Below are 19,825 nucleotides of genomic sequence, written 5' to 3' on the forward strand. Positions count from 1 at the left end.
AGCCAGGTAACTGGTGGAGGTGACCGGTACTAATAGGCCGAGGGCTTGTCCTCAGTTGCTCGCGTCCACTGTGTTAGTTCTGAGGCAACGACCGTTGCCGGCTAGAGCTGAACACACAATTGAAGAGTGTGCTTGTTCGCTCGAAACCATTAGGGTTTCGGTGGTCATAGCGTGAGGGAAACGCCCGGTTACATTCCGAACCCGGAAGCTAAGCCTCACAGCGCCGATGGTACTGCAGGGGGGACCCTGTGGGAGAGTAGGACACCGCCGAACAATCTTTGGAGGACCCCTGGTCCCAGCGTTCAGCTGGGACCAGGGGTCCTTTTGTTTTTACAATGCTTGCGGTACCGAAGACAGGAGTCACCATGTCCACCAACTCTCCCGACGATCGACCGGAGCGCGACCAGCGGCGACGGGACAGTGGTGACCGTGGTGACCGCGGCGAGCGTGGCGGGTACCGCGGAGACCGCAACGACCGTGGTGACCGCGGTGGTTCCCCCCGGCGTGATGACCGTCGCGACGACAACCGGGGCGGTGGCTACGGGCGCCGTGACGACAACCGCGGTGCCGGGTACGGCCGTCGGGACGACCGTCGCGGTGACGAGCGTCGTGACGACCGCGGCGGTTACGCCCGGCGTGATGACCGGCGTGATGACCGTCGCGACGACAACCGCGGTGGCGGCGGTTATGGCCGGCGTGATGACAACCGTGGGTCCCGTCCGGGGTTCCAGCGCGACGATCGTGGTGGTGACCGGGGCGGTTACGGGCGTCGTGACGACCGCGACCGTGGTCCTCGTCGTGACGACCGCGGGGATCGTCCCGCGTTCCGCCGCGACGACCGCCGTGACGACCGTGGTGACCGTCCCGCTTTCCGACGTGACGACCGTCGCGACGACAACCGGGGCGGCGGCGGCGGTTATGGCCGGCGTGATGACAACCGTGGGTCCCGTCCGGGGTTCCAGCGCGACGATCGTGGTGGTGACCGGGGCGGTTACGGGCGTCGTGACGACCGCGACCGTGGTCCTCGTCGTGACGACCGCGGGGATCGTCCCGCATTCCGCCCCGACGACCGCCGTGACGACCGTGGTGACCGTCCCGCGTTCCGGCGTGACGACCGTGGTGACCGTCCCGCGTTCCGGCGTGACGACCGCCGTGACGACCGCGGTGACCGTCCCGCATTCCGTCGTGACGACCGTGGTGACCGTCCCGCATTCCGTCGTGACGACCGCCGTGACGACCGTGGTGACCGTCCCGCGTTCCGACGTGACGACCGACGTGACGACCGGCGTGACGACCGCGGTGACCGTCCCGCATTCCGACGTGACGACCGTGACGACCGCGGTGGCTTCGGCCGTCGTGACGACCGTCGTGATGACAGCCGCGGTGGTGGCGGCTACGCCCGGCGCGACGACAGCCGCGGCGGCTTCCGAGGCCGTGACGACCGTCGTGACGACCGGCGCGGTGGCCCCCGTCGTGACGACAGCCGCGGTGGCGGCGGCTACGCCCGGCGCGACGACAGCCGCGGCGGCTACCGGGGCCGTGACGACCGTCGCGACGACCGTCGGGACGACAGCCGTGGTGGCGGCCGCTTCCGTGACGAGCGGGACCGGGACCGCGAGCCGATCAAGCGGCTGCCCATCCCGGAGGACGTCACCGGTGAGGAGATCGACAAGGACGTACGGCAGGAGCTGCAGAGCCTGCCCAAGACACTCGCGGACGACGTCGCCAGGAACCTGGTGATGGTCGCGCGGCTCATCGACGAGGACCCCGAGGGCGCCTACGGCTACTCCAGGGTGGCCCTGCGGCTCGCCTCCCGTGTCGCCGCCGTGCGCGAGGCCGCCGGGTTCGCCGCTTACGCGAACCAGAAGTACGCCGAGGCGCTCGCCGAGTTCCGGGCCGCCCGGCGCATGACCGGCACCGTCGACCTGTGGCCGGTGATGGCCGACTGCGAGCGTGGGCTCGGGCGGCCGGAGAAGGCGCTGGACATGGCCGGTGCCCCCGAGGTGCACAAGCTCGACAAGGCCGGCCAGGTCGAGATGCGGCTCGTCGCCGCCGGTGCCCGGCGTGACATGGGGCAGCTGGACGCGGCGATCGTGACGCTGCAGAGCCCTGAGCTGGCCTCCAACTCCGTGCAGCCGTGGACCGCGCGGCTGCGGTACGCCTACGCCGACGCCCTGCTTGCCGCCGGGCGTGCCGACGAGGCGCGGGAGTGGTTCGCCAAGGCCGTCGAGGCCGACCGGGACGGCAGCACGGACGCCTCCGACCGGCTTGCCGAGCTGGACGGGGTCGAGTTCGTCGACGCGCTGGACGAGGAGGAGGCCGACGAGGCCCCGGAGGAGACCTCGGCCCCGACCGGGCCTGACGTCGAATCCGAGTCCGGGTCCGACGTCGCATCCGCGTCCGACGTCGAATCCGCGTCCGACGTCGAGGCCGGGTCCCACGTCAAGGCCGAGGCCGAGTCCGACGCCGAGCAGGACTGAGTTCGCGCGCCGAGAGTGACCGAGTGATCGAGTCACGGAGAGAGGGCAGGCCCCGGTCGGGGTCTGCCCTCTCTCCGTCAGACGTCGAGCGCCCGCAGTACCAGCCCCGTGGCCGGCTTCGGGCCGAAGGACGTCGACTTGCGGGGCATCGTCACGCCCTGGCGGGCCAGGTCGCGGACGACCTCCTCGCGCACCGGGTGCATGAGGACGGCCGTACCGCCGTCGCGTTCGGCCTTGGCGACCGTCGCCGCCGTGTCGTGGATGTACGCGATGTGCGCGGGCGAGTCCTCGGGGATGCGCCAGACGTGGTCGAGGAGCGTCGCGTGCAGGACGGTCGCGTCCAGGGTGCGCCAGGCCGCCGGGCGGTCGTCCGGGACCGTACGGGCCAGGAGGTCCGGCTCCGGGCGGTCGATGAGATGGAACGCGCCGTCGCCGGCCAGCAGGAACGCGTTGCCGGCGCAGGCCGCGTCCGCCAGTGCCGCCTGGGCCGCGGGCAGGGGGACGTCGAGGCGTCGTACCCGGAACAGGCCCTTGACGTGCTCCAGCGCCTCCGCGACCGGCAGGCCGTGCAGCAGGCGGTGGATGGCGCGGACGCGCAGCGGGTAGCGGGCGGTGTCGACGAGGAGGACCAGGCCGTAGTCCCAGGGGCTGGGCGAGGGATGCTCCGCGCGTAGACGCAGGTAGGTGGCCCAGCGGTGGTGGCCGTCGGCGATCAGGGCCTGGTGGTGGGCCAGGTCGGACTGGACGCGGGCCAGCTCGGCGGGGTCGGTGATCGACCAGAGGCGGTGGCTGAAGCCGTCCTCGGTGGTGGTGGCGAGGAGCGGGGGGCGGTCGGCGACGGTTTCGATGATCTCGGCGGTCGTGCCGTTGCCCCGGTAGGTCAGCAGGAGCGGTTCCAGGTTGGCCGAGGTGGCCCGCATCAGGGCCGCGCGGTCGGCGACGACCGGGGACATGACCTCCTCGTGCGGCAGGACCACGCCCTCGGACGGCTCCGAGACCCGCAGGGCGCCGATGACACCGCGCTGGAGCAGGAGGCCGTTTCCGTCGTGCTGCTCGTAGACGTACAGGCCCGGTTCGGGATCCGCGGTGAGGATGCCCTCGTCCTGCCAGCGGTGGAGGGTGTCGGCCGCCTGTTCGGTACCGGCACTGGGGGTACCGGCCTGGGGGAGGATGAGGCGGACGATGTTGTGCGGGTCGGCGGACTGGAGGTGGTGTACGCCGTCGGGGCGCACGACGACGTCGTACGGCGGGGAGGTGACGGCGGCGAGGCTGCCGACCCGGTCGGGGTCGTAGCGAAGGCCTCGGAACGGGGTGAGTTCCAGGCCTCGGCGCTCCGTTGCTTCCGAGTGACCTGCAGTGTTCATCCCGGCATCGTACGTGTGTCAGTGGTGTACGGGATGATCGACGGTGAAAGGCGGGCGGACGAAGAGTGACGAGGAGTGACGAGGAGCGATGGGGATGAGCCAGGGCGTCAGGACTGGTCCCGAGGGCAGTGGACGGGCCCTGAGCACGGCGTATGACACGGCGCTGCTCGATCTGGACGGGGTGGTGTACGCGGGCGGCAGTGCGATCGCGCACGCCGTGGAGTCGCTGGAGGTCGCCCGTGCGGGCGGCATGCGTCTGGCGTACGTCACCAACAACGCGCTGCGGACGCCGGACGCGGTGGCGGAGCACCTTACCGAGCTGGGTGTTCCGACGGGGGCCGGCGAGGTCATCACGTCGGCGCAGGCGGTCGCGCGGCTGATCAGTGAGCAGGTGCCGGCCGGAGCGCGGGTGCTGGTGATCGGCGGGGAGGGGCTGCGGGTCGCGCTGCGGGAGCGGGGTCTTGAACCGGTGGAGTCCGCCGACGACGATCCGGCCGCCGTGGTGCAGGGGTACGGCGGCCTCGACCTGCCCTGGGGGCGGTTCGCCGAGGCGTCGTACGCGGTCGCGCGCGGGGTGCCGTGGTTCGCGTCCAACACCGATCTGACGATCCCGAGCGGGCGCGGGATCGCGCCGGGCAACGGCGCGGCGGTCGAGGTGGTGCGGATCGCGACGGGCGCCGAGCCGCAGGTGGCGGGCAAGCCGCTGCCGCCGATGCACCGGGAGACGATCCTGCGGACGGGGGCGGAGCGGCCGTTGGTGGTCGGGGACCGGCTGGACACCGACATCGAGGGCGCGTTCAACGGCGGGGTCGACTCGTTGCTCGTGCTGACCGGCGTCACCGACGGGCGTCAGCTGCTGGCCGCGCCGCCGCAGCACCGGCCGACCTTCGTCGACGCCGACCTGCGCGGGCTGCTCACCGGGCAGCCGGAGGTCACGGCGGACGGCGACGGCTTCCGGTGCGGTGGCTGGACGGCGACGGCGGGGGACGGCCTGCTGGAGCTGGCGGGCGACGGCGGGGCGCTCGACGGACTGCGGGCGCTGTGCGCGGCGGCCTGGACGGCGGCCGGGGAGGGCTCCTGCGAGCTGGACGGAGGCAAGTCGCTGGCGCGGCTGGGGCTCTGAGCCGGCGTAGGGGACGCGGTCCGGTCCGGGCCGGCACCGGGACCCGTGGGGGACGCGGCCGCGAAGCGCTATGCGAGGGTAGGCTAACCTAATCTCGTGTTGGTCGACAGTCCTCCCGAACAGCGCGCGGAGACCGCTCCCGCGCCCCCGAGCCGTCGGGCGATGCGGGCCCTCGGGCTCCTCGTCTCCGTCGTGATCCTGCTGCTGGTCACCCTGGCGAGCATCGCGATCGGGGCGAAACAGCTGCCGTTGGACCAGGTCTGGCACGGCCTGTTCCACGACACGGGGACGTACGGCGACGTCGTCGTCGGTACGCGGCTGTCGCGGACCGTCCTCGGCCTGCTGGCCGGGGCCGCCCTCGGTCTGTCCGGGGCGGTGCTCCAGGCGCTCACCCGCAATCCGCTCGCCGACCCCGGACTGCTCGGTATCAACGCGGGCGCGTCCGCCGCGGTGGTCACCGCCATCACCTACTTCGGCGTCAGCACCCTCAGCGGCTATGTGTGGTTCGCCTTCCTCGGGGCGGCGGTGGTGGGCGCCCTGGTGTGGTTCCTGGGCGGCAGCCGGGGCGCCACCCCGGTCCGGCTGGCCCTCGCCGGTACCGCGATCAGCGCCGCGCTCTACGGCTATCTCCAGGCCGTGATGATCACGGACGACGCGGCGCTCAACAAGCTGCGCTTCTGGACGGTGGGTTCGCTGGCCTCGGCCGACAACTCGACGATCGTGCAGGTCCTGCCGTTCCTGGCGGCCGGCACCCTGCTCGCCCTCGGCCTGGCCCGGCCGCTGAACGCGGTGGCGATGGGCGACGACACCGCCCGCGCCCTCGGCGCCAACCTGGGCCGCACCCGGGCCCTCGCCATGCTCGCCGCCACCGTGCTGTGCGGCGCGGCCACCGCCGCCTGCGGCCCGATCGCCTTCGTCGGCCTGATGGTCCCGCACGTCGTGCGCTCCTTCACCGGCCCCGACCTGCGCTGGATCCTGCCCTACGCGGCGGTCCTGTCGCCGGTGCTGCTGCTCGGCGCCGATGTTGTCGGCCGCGTCGTGGCGCGTCCCTCGGAACTCCAGGTCGGCATCGTCACCGCGATCATCGGCGGGCCGGTCTTCATTCTTCTCGTACGACGGCGGAGGACGGCCCAGCTGTGAGGACCGCTGTGAAAACCGGTGTGAAGGCCGCGGCGCAGCCCAGGCGTACGCGTACGCTGCGCACCCCCGGCGGACTCTCCCTGCGGACCGACGTGCGCGCGCTGGTCGTGGTGCTCGCGCTGCTGCTGGCCGCGTGCGCCGCGAGTGTCGTGCTGATCGGTACCGGGGACTTCCCGATCTCCTTCCGCGACGTGCTGAGGACGCTGGCCGGGAACGGCACCGCCGGGCAGGACTTCATCGTCAACGAGCTGCGGCTGCCGCGGGTGCTGGTCGGTCTGCTGGTCGGTGCCTCGCTCGGGCTCGGCGGGGCGCTGTTCCAGTCGATCTCCCGCAACCCGCTGGGCAGCCCGGACGTGCTCGGCCTCTCCCAGGGCGCCACCTCCGGCGCGCTCGTGGTCATCGTGCTGCTGTCCGGGACCGCCGCCCAGGTCACCGTCGGCGCGCTGCTCGGCGGTCTGGTGACCGGCCTTGCCATCTACCTCCTGGCCTGGCGGCAGGGCGTGCACGGCTACCGGCTGGTGCTGGTCGGCATCGGCGTCTCCGCGATCGTCACCGCGGTCAACGGCTACCTGCTCACCAAGGCCGATCTGGTCGACGCGACCCGCGCGGTCGTCTGGATGACCGGTTCCCTCGACGGCCGTGACTGGAGCCAGGTCTGGCCGCTGCTCGCCCTGTGCGCGGTCCTCGTCCCGCTGGTCCTCGCCAACGCGCGGGGCCTGCGGATGATGGAGATGGGCGACGACGTGTCGAACGCCCTCGGGGTACGGGTCGAACGGGTGCGGCTGCTGCTGATGGCGGCCGCCGTCCTGCTGACCGCGGCCGCCACCGCCGCGGCGGGTCCCGTCAGCTTCGTCGCCCTCACCGCCCCCCAGCTGGCCCGCCGCCTCACCCGCTCGCCCGGCCCCAACCTGGTCCCCTCCCTCTGCATGGGCGCCACCCTGCTGGTCACCGCCGACTGGGCCTCGCAGCGCGCCTTCGGCGCCGACCAGCTGCCCGTGGGCGTGGTCACCGGCGTCCTCGGCGGGGTCTACCTGCTGTGGCTCCTCGTCACCGAGCGCCGGGCGGGCCGGATATGAGCACGACCCCCCAGCCGAACGCCGCGTCAGACAGTGAGCCGGACCACAAGAGGAGCACCGTGAACCGCCTGTCCGCCGAGAACGTCACCCTCGCCTATGACCAGCGCGTCATCGCCGAGCAGCTGTCGGTGGAGATCCCCGACAACTCCTTCACGGTGATCGTCGGTCCCAACGCCTGCGGCAAGTCGACGCTGCTGCGCGCGCTGTCCCGGATGCTCAGGCCCAGTCGGGGCCGGGTGCTGCTCGACGGCCAGGTCATCCAATCGATGCCCGCGAAGAAGGTCGCCCGCACGCTCGGCCTGCTCCCGCAGTCGTCCGTCGCGCCCGACGGCATCACCGTCGTCGACCTGGTCGGCCGCGGCCGCTACCCGCACCAGGGCATCCTGCGCCAGTGGTCCGCGGAGGACGAACGGGTCGTCCAGGAGTCGATGGCGCAGACCGGCGTCGCCGAGCTCGCCGACCGGTACGTCGACGAACTCTCCGGGGGCCAGCGCCAGCGCGTCTGGATCGCCATGGCGCTCGCCCAGCAGACCCCGCTGCTGCTCCTCGACGAGCCGACGACCTATCTGGACATCCAGCACCAGATCGACGTCCTCGACCTGTGTGCCGAACTCCACGAGGAGCAGGGGCGCACGCTGGTCGCCGTGCTCCACGACCTCAACCACGCGGCCCGGTACGCCACCCACCTCGTCGCGCTCAAGGGCGGCCGGGTCGTCGCCGAGGGCGCCCCGAACGACATCGTCACCGCGGAGCTGGTCGAGGAGGTCTTCGGGCTGCGCTGCCAGATCATCGACGACCCGGAGACGGGGACCCCGCTGGTGGTGCCGGCGGCCCGCAGGGCGCGGGTCACAGCAGCTTCCTGAGCCGGAACAGGTCCAGCAGGTTCGCGTCCAGCTTCACCCGGCCCGAACCCCAGGCGCCGGCGAAGTTCAGCTCGCCGTCGACCAGGGCCAGCAGGTCGTCGCCTGCCATGGCGAGTCCGATCTGTGCCTTCGCCCGCGGCGGGCCGGGATAGGTCTCCTCGACCTCGATCCGGCCGCCGGTGAGCCGGCCGGCGAAGGTGACGTCCAGGTCGGTGATGTGGCAGCTGACCGTGCGGTCCATGGCGGCGGCCGCGCGGACGTCGCCCTCGGCGCCGCCCATGCTGTGCGAGAGCTTGTCGAGTGCGGCGCGGCACTCCTCGATCGTGGCCATCGCGATCGACGGTACCCCAGCGCTTCCATGTAGCGTCGGGGCATGACCGACTCTGCGCCCGAAGGCCTGGTGGCGGCCCCGGAGAGGGAGGCCGGGGAAGCGGCCGCCGTCGAACCCGAGTACGACCCCGCCGCGCCCGCCCCGCTGGACGTTCCCCGCACCCCCACCGGCAACGCCGAGGTCGACGCACAGCTCGACCGGCTCGCCGACGCCGACCACCTCGCCACGGACGGGCACCTGGAGGTGTACGAGGATGTACACGGGGGGCTGCGCGACGCGCTGACCGCGCTCGACACCCGCCCCGGACCCCCGGGACCCCCGGCGCCCGCGCCGCCGGGCGCCAACCGGGCGCCCGCGCCCGGCCGTCACCCGACCACCACCCCTCAACGAGGCCCTTCGGGCCACACCTTCTAGTCCGTACCACCAGAGCAGGAGCTGAACCCACCGTGGCAGGAGTCGCACGTCGCCGTCTGGACGCGGAGCTGGTCCGCCGGAAACTGGCGCGCTCGCGCGAGCACGCCAGCCAGCTGATCGCCGCCGGGCGGGTCACCGTCGGCAAGACCCTCGCGACCAAGCCGGCCACCCAGGTGGAGACCGCCGCCGCGATCGTCGTCCAGTCCGACGACAGCGATCCCGAGTACGTGTCGCGGGGCGGGCACAAGCTCGCCGGGGCGCTGGCGGCGTTCGTCCCGCAGGGCCTGGTGGTCGAGGGACGGCGGGCGCTGGACGCCGGGGCCTCGACCGGGGGCTTCACCGATGTGCTGCTGCGCGCGGGCGCCGCGCACGTCGTCGCCGTCGACGTCGGATACGGCCAACTCGCATGGTCTCTGCAGAGCGATGAACGCGTCACCGTCAAGGACCGTACGAACGTACGCGAGTTGACGCTTGAAGCGATCGATGGGGAGCCTGTGGATCTTGTCGTGGGTGATCTGTCCTTCATCCCGCTCGGGCTGGTGCTGCCTGCCCTGGCGCGGTGCGTGAGGCCGGACGCCGACCTGGTGATGATGGTCAAGCCGCAGTTCGAGGTGGGCAAGGAGCGACTGGGCAGCGGGGGAGTCGTACGGAGTCCGCAGCTGCGGGCGGAGGCCGTACGGGGGGTTGCCGAGAAGGCGTGGGAGCTGGGGCTCGGGGTGAACGGTGTCACCGCCAGTCCGCTGCCCGGGCCGTCCGGCAACGTCGAGTACTTTCTGTGGCTGCGGGCCGGCGCAGCCGAGTTGGATCCGGCCGACGTTGACCGTGCAGTGGCGGAGGGGCCGCGTTGACACAGAACCGAGCTCGTACTGTTTTCCTGCTGGCCCACACCGGGCGGCCTGCGGCGATCCGCAGCGCCGAGCTCGTGGTGAAGGGGCTGCTGGCGGCCGGGGTCGGCGTACGGGTCCTGGACTTCGAGGCCCGCGACCTGCCGCTGCCCGACGAGGTCGAACTCGTCGAGGAGGCCTCGCCGCACAGCCTTGACGGCTGCGAACTGCTGATCGTGCTCGGCGGTGACGGGACGCTGCTGCGCGGCGCCGAGTTCGCGCGGGCCTCCGGGGTGCCGATGCTCGGCGTCAACCTCGGCAGCGTCGGCTTCCTCGCGGAGGCCGAACGGGACGACCTCGACAAGGTCGTCGACCGGGTGGTGAGCCGGGCCTACGAGGTCGAGGAGCGGATGACCGTCGACGTCGTCGTGCACCGCAACGGGGACATCGTGCACACCGACTGGGCGCTGAACGAGGCGGCCGTGCAGAAGGCGGGCGCCGAGAAGCTCCTCGAAGTGGTGCTGGAGATCGACGGGCGGCCGGTGACGGGGTTCGGCTGCGACGGGATCGTCCTGTCGACGCCGACCGGGTCCACCGCCTACGCGTTCTCCGCCGGGGGGCCGGTGGTGTGGCCGGAGGTCGAGGCGCTGCTCATGGTGCCGATCTCCGCGCACGCGCTGTTCGCGAAGCCGTTGGTGACGTCGCCGGACTCGGTGCTGGCGGTGGAGGTGCTGCCGCACATCCAGCCGGGGGTGCTGTGGTGCGACGGGCGGCGGACGGTGGAGCTGCCGCCGGGAGCGCGGGTCGAGGTGCGGCGGGGCGCCGTGCCGGTGCGGCTGGCACGGCTGCACCACGCGTCGTTCACGGACCGGCTGGTGGCGAAGTTCGCGTTGCCGGTCTCCGGATGGCGGGGAGCGCCGCAGTAGCGGTTGGTGGGGGCCGGCTTCGGTACGTCGGCGGGTTCGGGTGCGTGGGGGCTGGTCGCGCAGCTCTCCGCGCCCCTACGGTTCTCCACTCGCCGTGCGTCTGTACGGCACCGTGCCCCCTTCGTGACGTACCTCCACCCGCCCGGGTGACAGGGTGCCTCGCGCTTCTCCTGCCCTACCTCGTAAGGTCTTCTCCGTGCTGGAAGAAATGCGGATACGGTCACTCGGGGTCATCGACGACGCCGTCGTCGAGTTGTCGCCGGGGTTCACCGCCGTCACCGGTGAGACGGGTGCGGGCAAGACCATGGTGGTCACCAGCCTGGGGCTGCTGCTCGGTGGGCGGGCCGATCCCGCGCTCGTGCGGATCGGGTCCGAGAAGGCGGTCGTCGAGGGGCGGGTCACCGTGCCCGAGGGAGCCTCGGCGGCCGTACGGGCCGAGGAGGCCGGCGCCGAGCTGGACGAGGGTGCGCTGCTGATCAGCCGTACCGTTTCCGCCGAGGGACGCTCGCGGGCGCACCTGGGCGGGCGGAGCGTGCCCGTGGGGCTGCTCGCCGACCTCGCCGACGACCTGGTGGCCGTGCACGGGCAGACCGACCAGCAGGGGCTGCTGAAGCTGTCCCGGCAGCGGCAGGCCCTGGACCGGTACGCGGGCGACGGTGTCACCGTGCCGCTCACCAAGTACGGCGAGGCCTACCGGCGGCTGCGGGCCGTGGCGGTCGAGCTGGAGGAGATCGTCACGCGCGCGCGTGAGCGGGCCCAGGAGGCCGACATGCTCCGCTACGGGCTGGACGAGATCGCCGGTGTGGAGCCGCGGGCGGGCGAGGACGTGGAGCTCGCCGAGGAGGCCGAGCGGCTCGGGCACGCCGAGGCGCTGTCGTCCGCCGCGACGGCCGCGCACTCCGCGCTCGCGGGCAACCCCGAGGACCCCGAGGGCATCGACGCGACCACCCTCGTCGCGGGCGCCCACCGGGCCCTGGAGGCCGTACGGTCGCACGACCCGGCGCTCGCCGCGCTCACCGACCGGATCGGCGAGGTCGGGATCCTGCTGGGCGATGTGGCGGGCGAGCTGGCCGGGTACGCCGACGACCTGGACGCCGATCCGCTGCGGCTCGCGGCCGTGGAGGAGCGGCGCGCCGCGCTCACCGCGCTCACCCGCAAGTACGCCGGGCACGGTGACGGCATCGACGCGGTGCTGGCGTGGGCCGAGCGGGGCGCCGTGCGGCTCACCGAGCTCGACGGCGACGACGAGCGGATCGACGAGCTGACCGCCGAGCGGGACGCCCTGCGGACGGAACTGGGCGGTCTGGCCCAGGCCTTGACGGACGCGCGCACCGAGGCCGCCGAGCGGTTCGCGGCCGCCGTCACCGCCGAGCTGGGCTCCCTCGCGATGCCGCACGCGCGCGTGTCCTTCGCGATCCGGCAGACCGAGGACCCGGAGGGCGTGGAGGTCGGTGGCCGGGCGGTGGCCTACGGCCCGTCGGGCGCCGACGAGGTCGAGCTGCTCCTCGCCCCGCACCCCGGCGCCCCGCCCCGCCCCATCGCCAAGGGCGCGTCCGGCGGTGAGCTGTCCCGCGTGATGCTCGCCGTGGAGGTCGTCTTCGCGGGCACCGACCCGGTCCCGACGTACCTCTTCGACGAGGTCGACGCCGGCGTGGGCGGCAAGGCGGCGGTGGAGATCGGGCGGCGGCTGGCCAAGCTCGCCAAGTCGGCGCAGGTGGTCGTCGTCACCCACCTTCCCCAGGTCGCCGCCTTCGCCGACCGCCAGTTGCTGGTCGAGAAGACCAACGACGGCTCGGTCACCAGGTCCGGCGTGAAGGTCCTGGAGGGCGAGGAGCGGGTACGCGAGCTGTCCCGCATGCTGGCGGGCCAGGAGGACTCGGAGACGGCGCGGGCGCACGCCGAGGAACTGCTGGCGGCGGCGCGGGCGGACCGCTGACGCAGCGCCGACCGAGGGGCGGGGGCGGCGCGCCACCCGCCCCCGCGGCGTTCGCCGCCGCTCTCTCGGCAGGCCGGAAGCTGTCGGCCGCTTCCTCCGCGGCGGCGTTTTCGTCACCCTCCCGGGTGACACGGTTCGGCGCATTGCCCCGGCCCGCCTCGGTATGTGCCTTCTCGGAATACCCGGAACACCCTTGTGTGCTGGCATCCTTGAGGGGACGCGGTGTCCGGGGGAGGCGCGCGCGGCGGTGCCCTCGGCCCCGATACCTTCTGTACGTTCCCTCGTGACCGCCCCACGCCGAACCAGGAGCCCCGGCCGCGTGAGCCCCGTGAGCAGCAACGCACCGCACGGTCAGTCGGCGCTGCGCACCGTGCAGGTGCTCGGCGGCGGCAACGCCGGCAGCAGTGCGCACGTGCGTTCGCTGGCGGCGGGTCTCGTCGCGCGGGGCGTGCGGGTCACGGTGTGCGCCCCCGCCGAGGCTGATCGCGCCTACGGCTTCTCGGGCGTCGGAGCCGACCACGTGCACGTGCCACGCAGCAGTGACCCGGGGTCCGTGGCGGCGCTCCGCGCGGCCTGCACGGACGCCGACCTGGTGCACGCCCACGGCCTGCACGCCTCCTTTCGCGCGGCGCTGGCGCTGAGCGGCCGCAGCACTCCGCTCGTCGTCACCTGGCACAACCGCGCCCACGCCGAGGGCGCCCGCGGGCACCTGCTGCGGATGCTGGAGCGGCGGGTGGTGCGGGCGGCCGCCGTGGTGCTCGGCACCACCTCCGACCTGGTGGACCGGGCCCGCCGTACCGGTGCCCGGGACGCCCGGCTCGCCGCCGTGGCGCTGCCCGTCCCGCGGCAGCCCGTGGACCAGGACGAAGCGGAGCTGCTGCGGCCCAAGGTCCGTGCCGAACTCGGCGCCATGGGAAGGCCGTTGCTCATCGCCGTCGGCTCCCTCGACCGGCACCGCGGCTACGACCACCTGCTGGACGCGGCGCGTGCCTGGTGCCGGCTCGATCCCGTACCGCTCGTCGTGATCGCCGGCGAGGGCCCGCTGCGCCCCGCGCTGCAGCGGCGGATCGAGGACGAGGAGCTGCCCGTACGGCTGCTCGGGCGCCGCGACGACGTCTCCGAACTGCTCGCCGCCGCCGATCTGGCGCTGCTGCCGAGCAGTTGGGAGTCCCGTTCCGTCCTCGCCCAGGAGGCCCTGCACGCGCAGGTGCCGCTCGTCGCGACCGCCGTCGGCGGTGTCCCCGACCTGGTGGGGGACGCGGCCGAACTGGTCGCGTACGGCGACGCGCGGGCCCTCGCCGCCGCCGTCGTACGCCTCCTCGACGACCCCGAGCGCTGCGCGGAGCTGCGCGAGCGGGGTGCCCGGCAGGCGGCGAGCTGGCCCACGGAGGACGAGACCGTGGCCCAAGTGCTCAGCGTCTACGACGAGTTGACGCAGCCCCGGCCCCTGCCGTGAGGCCGCGCGGGCTTGGGACCGTGCCGCGTGGAGACCGTGCCGCGTGGAGACGTGCCGCGCTGAGACCGTGCGGCCCTAGGGGACGTGCCGGCGGGCCCGCAGTGCCAGGCTCAACGCCATGACGACCTGCGGGTCGTCGAGGTCCGTGCCCAGCAACTCCCCGATGCGGGCGAGGCGGTTGTAGAGGGTCTGCCGGTTGAGGTGGAGTTCACGGGCCGTCTCCGCCTTGCGGCCCGCGTGCGCCAGGTAGGTCTCCAGGGTGGGCAGCAGCGGCGGCCTGGAGCGGTGGTCGTGGTCGCGCAGCGGGCCGATCGCGCGGTCGACGAACGCCGCCAGGTCGGGGTGGTCGCGCAGCCGCCACAGCAGGAGGTCGATGTCGAGGCGGCGGGCGTCGAACCAGGGCCGGTCGGCGAGGCCCTCGGCGGCCGTCGCCGTCTCGGCCGCGTGCCGCAGGCCGGCCGACGCCGCCGCCCAGCCGCCGGCCGCGCCCACCACGACGACCGGGGGAGCGGCTCCCGGGCGCTGCATCCCGGCGCGTTCCACGCCCGCCCTGAGCGCCGCCGCGACCCGGTCCGCGACCGTCGGCCGCTCCGCCTCCGAGCGCAGGCCGAGGAGCAGCGGTACGCGGCCCTCGACCGGCCGTACGCCGAGCAGGACGGGCACGCCCACGGCGGCCAGCTCCTCACCCACCGCGCGGGCCAGCACCGCCCAGCCGCCGCCGGGCGACCCGGGGGACAGGGAGTCGCCGACCCGCATGACCACCGGCAGCAGCGGGCTGCCGCCGGGCTTGAAGCCGAGGACCCGGGCCTGCGCCGGGGCGTCCTCGGCGCTGATGCGGCCCTCGGCGAGGTCGGTCAGGAAGTCGCCGCGCCCGCGCGCCGCCAGCTCCTCCTCCTGGCGGGCCTGCATCAGGACGACGGCGAGGATGCCGGCGGCGCGTTCGGCGGCGATGCGGTGCACCGGCGCGAGCGGCCCGCGAACGGGGGGCAGCACCAGCCGGGCCCGGACCGAGCCCGCGCCCGGCCCACCGCCGGGCACGTCCACCAGCACCACCCCGGTCGGCGGCGCGTCCTTGTGCTGGCCGCGCAGCCCCTCCCACACCTGGAGCGGATCGGCTCCCGCGGGCCCGGAACCGGCGGCGTACAGGAGCCGGCCGTCGGCGGCCTCCAGGAACACCGGATTGCCGCCGAAGTCGGCCAGGATGGCCAGCACCTGGGGGACCCCGCCGCCGCCCAGCAGGGCCTCGGTGCAGCGGCGGTGCACCTCCTCGGCGCGCTGGAGGAGCGTGTAGTGGTGGTTGACGATCTCGGTGTGGATCTCCTCCGTCACCGTCACGAACGGCACCTCGCGGTGCAGCACGACCAGCGGCAGCCCGGTCGCCCTCGCGGTGTCGACGAGCGTGGCCGGCAGCCGGGAGAACCGCGCGCCCAGCTCCACCACCAGGGCGGCGATGCCCCGCTCGGCGAGCGTGCGCACGAACGCCCGCTGCTCGGCGGGGCGGGTGCCCAGGCCGTAGCCGGTGGTCAGCAGAAGTTCGCCGCCCTTCAGCAGCGAGGCGATGTTCGGCACCTCGCCCGCGTGCACCCAGCGCACGGTGCGGTTCAGCCGGTCGGCGCCCGCCAGGATCTCCGGCAGCCCGCTGCGCAGCGCGGGCAGCTCCAGCGCCCGCTGCACGGTGATCCCGGCGCCCTGGTCGTCGGGCCCGCTGCCCCTACCGCTGTCCATGGAGCGGACGCTACCTGGGAGGACGCCTCCACGGCACCTTCCGCCGGAACGGGCACTGTCTGCCGGAACGGGCGCCTTTCGCCGCAACGGGGACCGCCCCGGCCGACGCCGTTCGCCCGTCCCGCCCGGCGGCTATCCCCCGTACGCCCCCGAAGCCGTGAGGCGCAGCGCCGTGTCGATCAGCGGCACGTGACTGAACGCCTGCGGGAAGTTACCCACCTGCCGCTTCAGCCGCGGGTCCCACTCCTCCGCGAGCAGCCCGAGGTCGTTGCGCAGCGCGAGCAGCTTCTCGAACAGCTTGCGGGCCTCGTCGACCCGGCCGATCATCGCGAGGTCGTCGGCCATCCAGAACGAGCAGGCCAGGAAGGCCCCCTCGTCGCCGGGCAGGCCGTCGACGCCCTCCTCGCCGCCCGAGGTCGGGTAGCGCAGGATGAAGCCGTCCGAGGTGGACAGCTCCCGCTGGATCGCCTCGATGGTGCCGATGACCCGCTTGTCGTCCGGGGGCAGGAACCCCATCTGGGGGATCAGCAGCAGCGAGGCGTCCAGCTCCTGGGAGCCGTACGACTGCGTGAAGGTGTTGCGCTCCTTGTCGTAGCCCCGCTCGCAGACGTCCCGGTGGATGTCGTCGCGCAGTTCCTTCCAGCGCTCCAGCGGGCCGTCCGCGTCCCCGGACTCGATCAGCTTGATGGTGCGGTCCACGGCGACCCAGGCCATCACCTTGGAGTGCACGAAGTGCCGGCGCGGCCCGCGCACCTCCCAGATGCCCTCGTCCGGCTCGTCCCAGTGGTCCTCCAGGTAGCGGATGAGCTTGAGCTGGAGGAGGGAGGCGTAGTCGTTGCGGGCGAGACCGGTCATGTGGGCCAGGTGCAGGGCCTCGGTGACCTCGCCGTACACGTCCAGCTGGAGCTGGTGCGCGGCGCCGTTGCCGACCCGGACCGGGGCGGAGTGCTCGTAGCCGGGCAGCCAGTCCAGCTCGGCCTCGCCGAGCTCGCGCTCGCCCGCGATGCCGTACATGATCTGCAGGTTCTCGGGGTCGCCGGCGACCGCGCGCAGCAGCCACTCGCGCCAGGCACGGGCCTCCTCGCGGTAGCCGGTGCGCAGCAGCGAGGACAGGGTGATGGCCGCGTCGCGGAGCCAGGTGTAGCGGTAGTCCCAGTTGCGGACGCCGCCGATGTCCTCCGGCAGGGAGGTGGTCGGCGCGGCGACGATGCCGCCGGTGGGCGCGTAGGTGAGGGCCTTCAGGGTGATCAGCGAGCGGATCACGGCCTCGCGGTACGGGCCGTGGTACGTGCAGTGCTCGACCCACTCCCGCCAGAAGTCTTCCGTCGCCTGCAGCGACTGCTCCGGCTCCGGCAGCGCGGGCGGCTGCTTGTGCGAGGGCTCCCAGGAGATCGTGAACGCGATCCGGTCGCCCGGGGCCACCGTGAAGTCCGCGTACGTGGTCAGCGCCTTGCCGTAGGTCTCCGCCGAGGTGTCGAACCACACCGAGTCGGGGCCCGCGACGGCCACCGTACGGCCGTCGTGCTTGTGCACCCAGGGGACGACCCGGCCGTAGGAGAACCGCATGCGCAGCACCGAGCGCATCGGCACCCGGCCGGTGACGCCCTCGACGATGCGGATCAGCTGGGGCGCGCCGTCACGCGGGGGCATGAAGTCGGTGACCCGGACGGTGCCGCGCGGGGTGTCCCACTCGGACTCCAGGATCAGCGAGTCGCCGCGGTAGGTGCGGCGCGCCGCGGTCGGCGGCTGGGAGTCGGCCGCGTGCGCCGGGCCGAGCCGCCAGAAACCGTGTTCCTCGGTGCCGAGCAGACCGGCGAAGATGGCATGCGAGTCGAAGCGGGGCAGGCACAGCCAGTCGACTGTGCCGTCCCGGCAGACCAGGGCAGCGGTCTGCATGTCTCCGATGAGTGCGTAGTCTTCGATGCGCCCGGCCACGTGCAACTCCAGTCGAACGGCCACGTCACCCCCCCAGGCAAAGAGGGGGCTGTCGCTAGTGCGGTCAAGGGGGGTTGTTGTTGTGCGTCGTTGAGCGGTGAAGCAAAGCAGCCCGCCGTGCCCTGAGGCAAAACGACAGTCATAGCTCAACGAACTGCCAAGCTCTCGTTGTTCCGGGAGTACGGGCGGGGGTGTGCCGTGTTTTCCGGCCGGGCTCGGCAGCGAGTGTCCGAGCAGGATACGACGCACGTAGATGATCTGCGTGCCGCTCCGGGCAACCCGTGTGGGCCGAACGGGTGAGCCCTGGGTGAAAAGCCGGTAAGGGAGGTCCCGTGTCCGTGCCGACGTGTGTACGGAGCGTGGCCGGAAGCCATCTCTCCGCGGCGCTGATACCCTGGTAGCCCGTGGACCGGTGGGCGTGAATCCCCCGAACCGCAGCGACGGCACCACCCCCGGAAACGCCCGGACGGCAGCCGTACCGCATGACAGACCGCGACCACGGGAGCCCCCTCTTGGCCATGCCGCCGAAATCTACGACGACCAAGCACATCTTCGTCACCGGGGGTGTCGCCTCCTCGCTCGGCAAGGGCCTGACGGCCTCCAGCCTGGGCATGCTGCTCAAGGCCCGGGGCCTGCGCGTCGTGATGCAGAAGCTCGACCCGTACCTGAACGTCGACCCGGGCACGATGAACCCCTTCCAGCACGGTGAGGTGTTCGTCACCAACGACGGTGCCGAGACCGACCTGGACATCGGCCACTACGAGCGTTTCCTTGACCGCGACCTGGACGGCTCCGCCAACGTCACCACGGGTCAGGTCTACTCGACGGTGATCGCCAAGGAGCGGCGTGGCGAGTACCTGGGCGACACGGTCCAGGTCATCCCGCACATCACCAACGAGATCAAGCACCGCATCCGCCGCATGGCCACCGACGAGGTCGACGTGGTCATCACCGAGGTCGGCGGCACGGTCGGCGACATCGAGTCCCTGCCGTTCCTGGAGACCGTCCGCCAGGTCCGGCACGAGGTCGGCCGGGACAACGTCTTCGTGGTGCACATCTCGCTCCTGCCGTACATCGGCCCGTCCGGTGAGCTGAAGACCAAACCCACCCAGCACTCCGTGGCCGCCCTGCGGAACATCGGCATCCAGCCCGACGCGATCGTGCTGCGCTGCGACCGCGAGGTGCCCACCGCCATCAAGCGCAAGATCTCGCTGATGTGCGACGTCGACGAGGCCGCGGTCGTCGCCTGCCCGGACGCCCGCTCGATCTACGACATCCCGAAGACCGTGCACGGCGAGGGCCTGGACGCCTACGTCGTCCGCAAGCTGGACCTGCCGTTCCGGGACGTGGACTGGCGGACCTGGGACGACCTGCTCGACCGCGTCCACAACCCCGACCACGAGATCACCCTCGCGCTGGTCGGCAAGTACATCGACCTGCCCGACGCCTACCTCTCGGTCACCGAGGCGCTGCGCGCCGGCGGCTTCGCCAACAAGGCCCGCGTGAAGATCAAGTGGGTGACGTCGGACGACTGCAAGACCCAGGCGGGCGCCGCCGCGCAGCTCGCCGACGTCGACGGCATCTGCATCCCCGGCGGCTTCGGCGACCGCGGCGTGCTCGGCAAGGTCGGCGCCATCCGCTACGCCCGCGAGAACCGGATCCCGCTGCTCGGCCTCTGCCTGGGCCTGCAGTGCATCGTGATCGAGGCCGCCCGCAACCTGGCCGGCATCCCGGACGCCAACTCCACCGAGTTCGACTCCGCCACCGGCCACCCGGTCATCTCCACCATGGCCGAGCAGCTCGACATCGTGGCCGGCGAGGGCGACATGGGCGGCACCATGCGCCTCGGCATGTACCCGGCCAAGCTGGCCGAAGGCTCGATCGTGCGCGAGGTGTACGACGGCAAGGAGTACGTCGAGGAGCGCCACCGGCACCGCTACGAGGTGAACAACGCCTACCGCGCGGAGCTGGAGAAGAAGGCCGCCCTGCAGTTCTCCGGCACCTCCCCGGACGGCAAGCTCGTCGAGTACGTCGAGTACCCGCGCGACGTCCACCCCTACCTGGTCGCCACCCAGGCCCACCCGGAGCTGCGCTCGCGTCCGACCCGCCCGCACCCGCTCTTCGCGGGCCTGGTGAAGGCCGCGGTCGCCCGTCAGCAGGGCGCCGTCGAGCAGGAGAATGCGAAGTAACACACCGGTTGTACGGTGGCCGGGGTGCATACCTTCAAAGGTG

Annotated in this window: 15 protein-coding genes, 1 rRNA gene and 1 pseudogene; 13 read left to right on the forward strand and 4 right to left on the reverse strand. The window is 72.7% G+C overall.

Translation table 11 applies throughout. From position 1 onward, the window contains the following. The first annotated feature begins 156 nt into the window (after positions 1-156). The 3 genes and pseudogenes from rrf to AB0472_RS02580 all read left to right on the forward strand — a co-directional run bounded on the left by rrf (position 157) and on the right by AB0472_RS02580 (position 2,480). A 5S ribosomal RNA gene (gene rrf / locus AB0472_RS02570) occupies positions 157-273 on the forward strand. Between the two features lie 152 nt (positions 274-425). Beyond that, positions 426-1,145, forward strand: a pseudogene (locus tag AB0472_RS02575) (tetratricopeptide repeat protein); the annotation flags it as partial. 486 nt (positions 1,146-1,631) lie between these two features. Continuing rightward, entirely contained in the window at positions 1,632-2,480 is an 849-nt protein-coding gene (locus AB0472_RS02580; RefSeq protein WP_366353438.1) for a tetratricopeptide repeat protein, read from the forward strand. A gap of 77 nt (positions 2,481-2,557) precedes the next feature. Here the strand turns inward: AB0472_RS02580 and AB0472_RS02585 are convergent, their stop codons facing one another. Further along, positions 2,558-3,844, reverse strand: coding sequence for a DUF1015 domain-containing protein (locus tag AB0472_RS02585; RefSeq protein ID WP_366352732.1), 1,287 nt, complete (start codon positions 3,842-3,844; stop codon positions 2,558-2,560). A gap of 94 nt (positions 3,845-3,938) precedes the next feature. Here AB0472_RS02585 and AB0472_RS02590 point away from each other — a divergent pair, with 94 nt between their 5' ends. The 4 genes from AB0472_RS02590 to AB0472_RS02605 all read left to right on the forward strand — a co-directional run bounded on the left by AB0472_RS02590 (position 3,939) and on the right by AB0472_RS02605 (position 8,046). After that, positions 3,939-4,967, forward strand: a complete 1,029-nt coding sequence (locus AB0472_RS02590; protein WP_366352734.1) for an HAD-IIA family hydrolase — start codon at positions 3,939-3,941, stop codon at positions 4,965-4,967. A 96-nt stretch (positions 4,968-5,063) separates the two neighbouring features. Then, positions 5,064-6,107, forward strand: a complete 1,044-nt coding sequence (locus tag AB0472_RS02595) for an iron chelate uptake ABC transporter family permease subunit (protein WP_366352736.1) — start codon at positions 5,064-5,066, stop codon at positions 6,105-6,107. An 8-nt stretch (positions 6,108-6,115) separates the two neighbouring features. Next, on the forward strand, positions 6,116-7,183 hold the full coding sequence (locus AB0472_RS02600; RefSeq protein ID WP_366352738.1) for an iron chelate uptake ABC transporter family permease subunit: 1,068 nt from the start codon (positions 6,116-6,118) through the stop codon (positions 7,181-7,183). Continuing rightward, positions 7,180-8,046, forward strand: a complete 867-nt coding sequence (locus AB0472_RS02605) for an ABC transporter ATP-binding protein (RefSeq protein ID WP_366352740.1) — start codon at positions 7,180-7,182, stop codon at positions 8,044-8,046. Before AB0472_RS02600 ends, AB0472_RS02605 begins: the two co-directional genes overlap by 4 nt. Here AB0472_RS02605 and AB0472_RS02610 read toward each other — a convergent pair. Continuing rightward, positions 8,030-8,377, reverse strand: coding sequence for a sterol-binding protein (locus AB0472_RS02610; RefSeq protein WP_366352742.1), 348 nt, complete (start codon positions 8,375-8,377; stop codon positions 8,030-8,032). The two genes, AB0472_RS02605 and AB0472_RS02610, sit on opposite strands and share 17 nt — an antisense overlap. A 42-nt stretch (positions 8,378-8,419) precedes the next feature. Here AB0472_RS02610 and AB0472_RS02615 point away from each other — a divergent pair, with 42 nt between their 5' ends. The 5 genes from AB0472_RS02615 (at position 8,420) to AB0472_RS02635 (ending at position 13,933) form a co-directional block, all read left to right on the forward strand. After that, positions 8,420-8,791 (forward strand): hypothetical protein, encoded by a 372-nt coding sequence (locus AB0472_RS02615; RefSeq protein ID WP_366352743.1) that lies wholly within the window; start codon positions 8,420-8,422, stop codon positions 8,789-8,791. Between the two features lie 32 nt (positions 8,792-8,823). Further along, positions 8,824-9,639, forward strand: a complete 816-nt coding sequence (locus AB0472_RS02620) for a TlyA family RNA methyltransferase (protein ID WP_366352745.1) — start codon at positions 8,824-8,826, stop codon at positions 9,637-9,639. Further along, the gene (locus tag AB0472_RS02625) at positions 9,636-10,541 is read left to right on the forward strand and encodes an NAD kinase (protein WP_293991976.1); all 906 of its coding nucleotides are present in this window, start codon (positions 9,636-9,638) and stop codon (positions 10,539-10,541) included. The genes AB0472_RS02620 and AB0472_RS02625 overlap by 4 nt, the downstream gene beginning before the upstream one ends. Before the next feature lie 208 nt (positions 10,542-10,749). After that, positions 10,750-12,477, forward strand: coding sequence for a DNA repair protein RecN (gene recN / locus AB0472_RS02630; RefSeq protein ID WP_366353440.1), 1,728 nt, complete (start codon positions 10,750-10,752; stop codon positions 12,475-12,477). A 319-nt stretch (positions 12,478-12,796) separates the two neighbouring features. Next, the gene (locus tag AB0472_RS02635) at positions 12,797-13,933 is read left to right on the forward strand and encodes a glycosyltransferase family 4 protein (protein WP_366352747.1); all 1,137 of its coding nucleotides are present in this window, start codon (positions 12,797-12,799) and stop codon (positions 13,931-13,933) included. 75 nt (positions 13,934-14,008) lie between these two features. On the opposite strand, the gene AB0472_RS02640 is transcribed toward AB0472_RS02635, so the two are convergent. Together AB0472_RS02640 and AB0472_RS02645 are read right to left on the reverse strand one after the other, a co-directional pair. After that, the gene (locus AB0472_RS02640) at positions 14,009-15,658 is read right to left on the reverse strand and encodes a PucR family transcriptional regulator (RefSeq protein ID WP_366352749.1); all 1,650 of its coding nucleotides are present in this window, start codon (positions 15,656-15,658) and stop codon (positions 14,009-14,011) included. Between the two features lie 132 nt (positions 15,659-15,790). After that, a complete protein-coding gene (locus tag AB0472_RS02645; protein ID WP_366353442.1) occupies positions 15,791-17,593 on the reverse strand; it encodes a glycoside hydrolase family 15 protein in 1,803 nt (600 codons plus the stop codon). Positions 17,594-18,111: 518 nt separating this feature from the next. Here AB0472_RS02645 and AB0472_RS02650 point away from each other — a divergent pair. Then, the gene (locus AB0472_RS02650; protein WP_366352751.1) at positions 18,112-19,782 is read left to right on the forward strand and encodes a CTP synthase; all 1,671 of its coding nucleotides are present in this window, start codon (positions 18,112-18,114) and stop codon (positions 19,780-19,782) included. The last annotated feature ends 43 nt before the right edge of the window (positions 19,783-19,825 follow it).

The organism is Streptomyces sp. NPDC086777 (assembly GCF_040702065.1).
Taxonomy (GTDB): domain Bacteria; phylum Actinomycetota; class Actinomycetes; order Streptomycetales; family Streptomycetaceae; genus Streptomyces.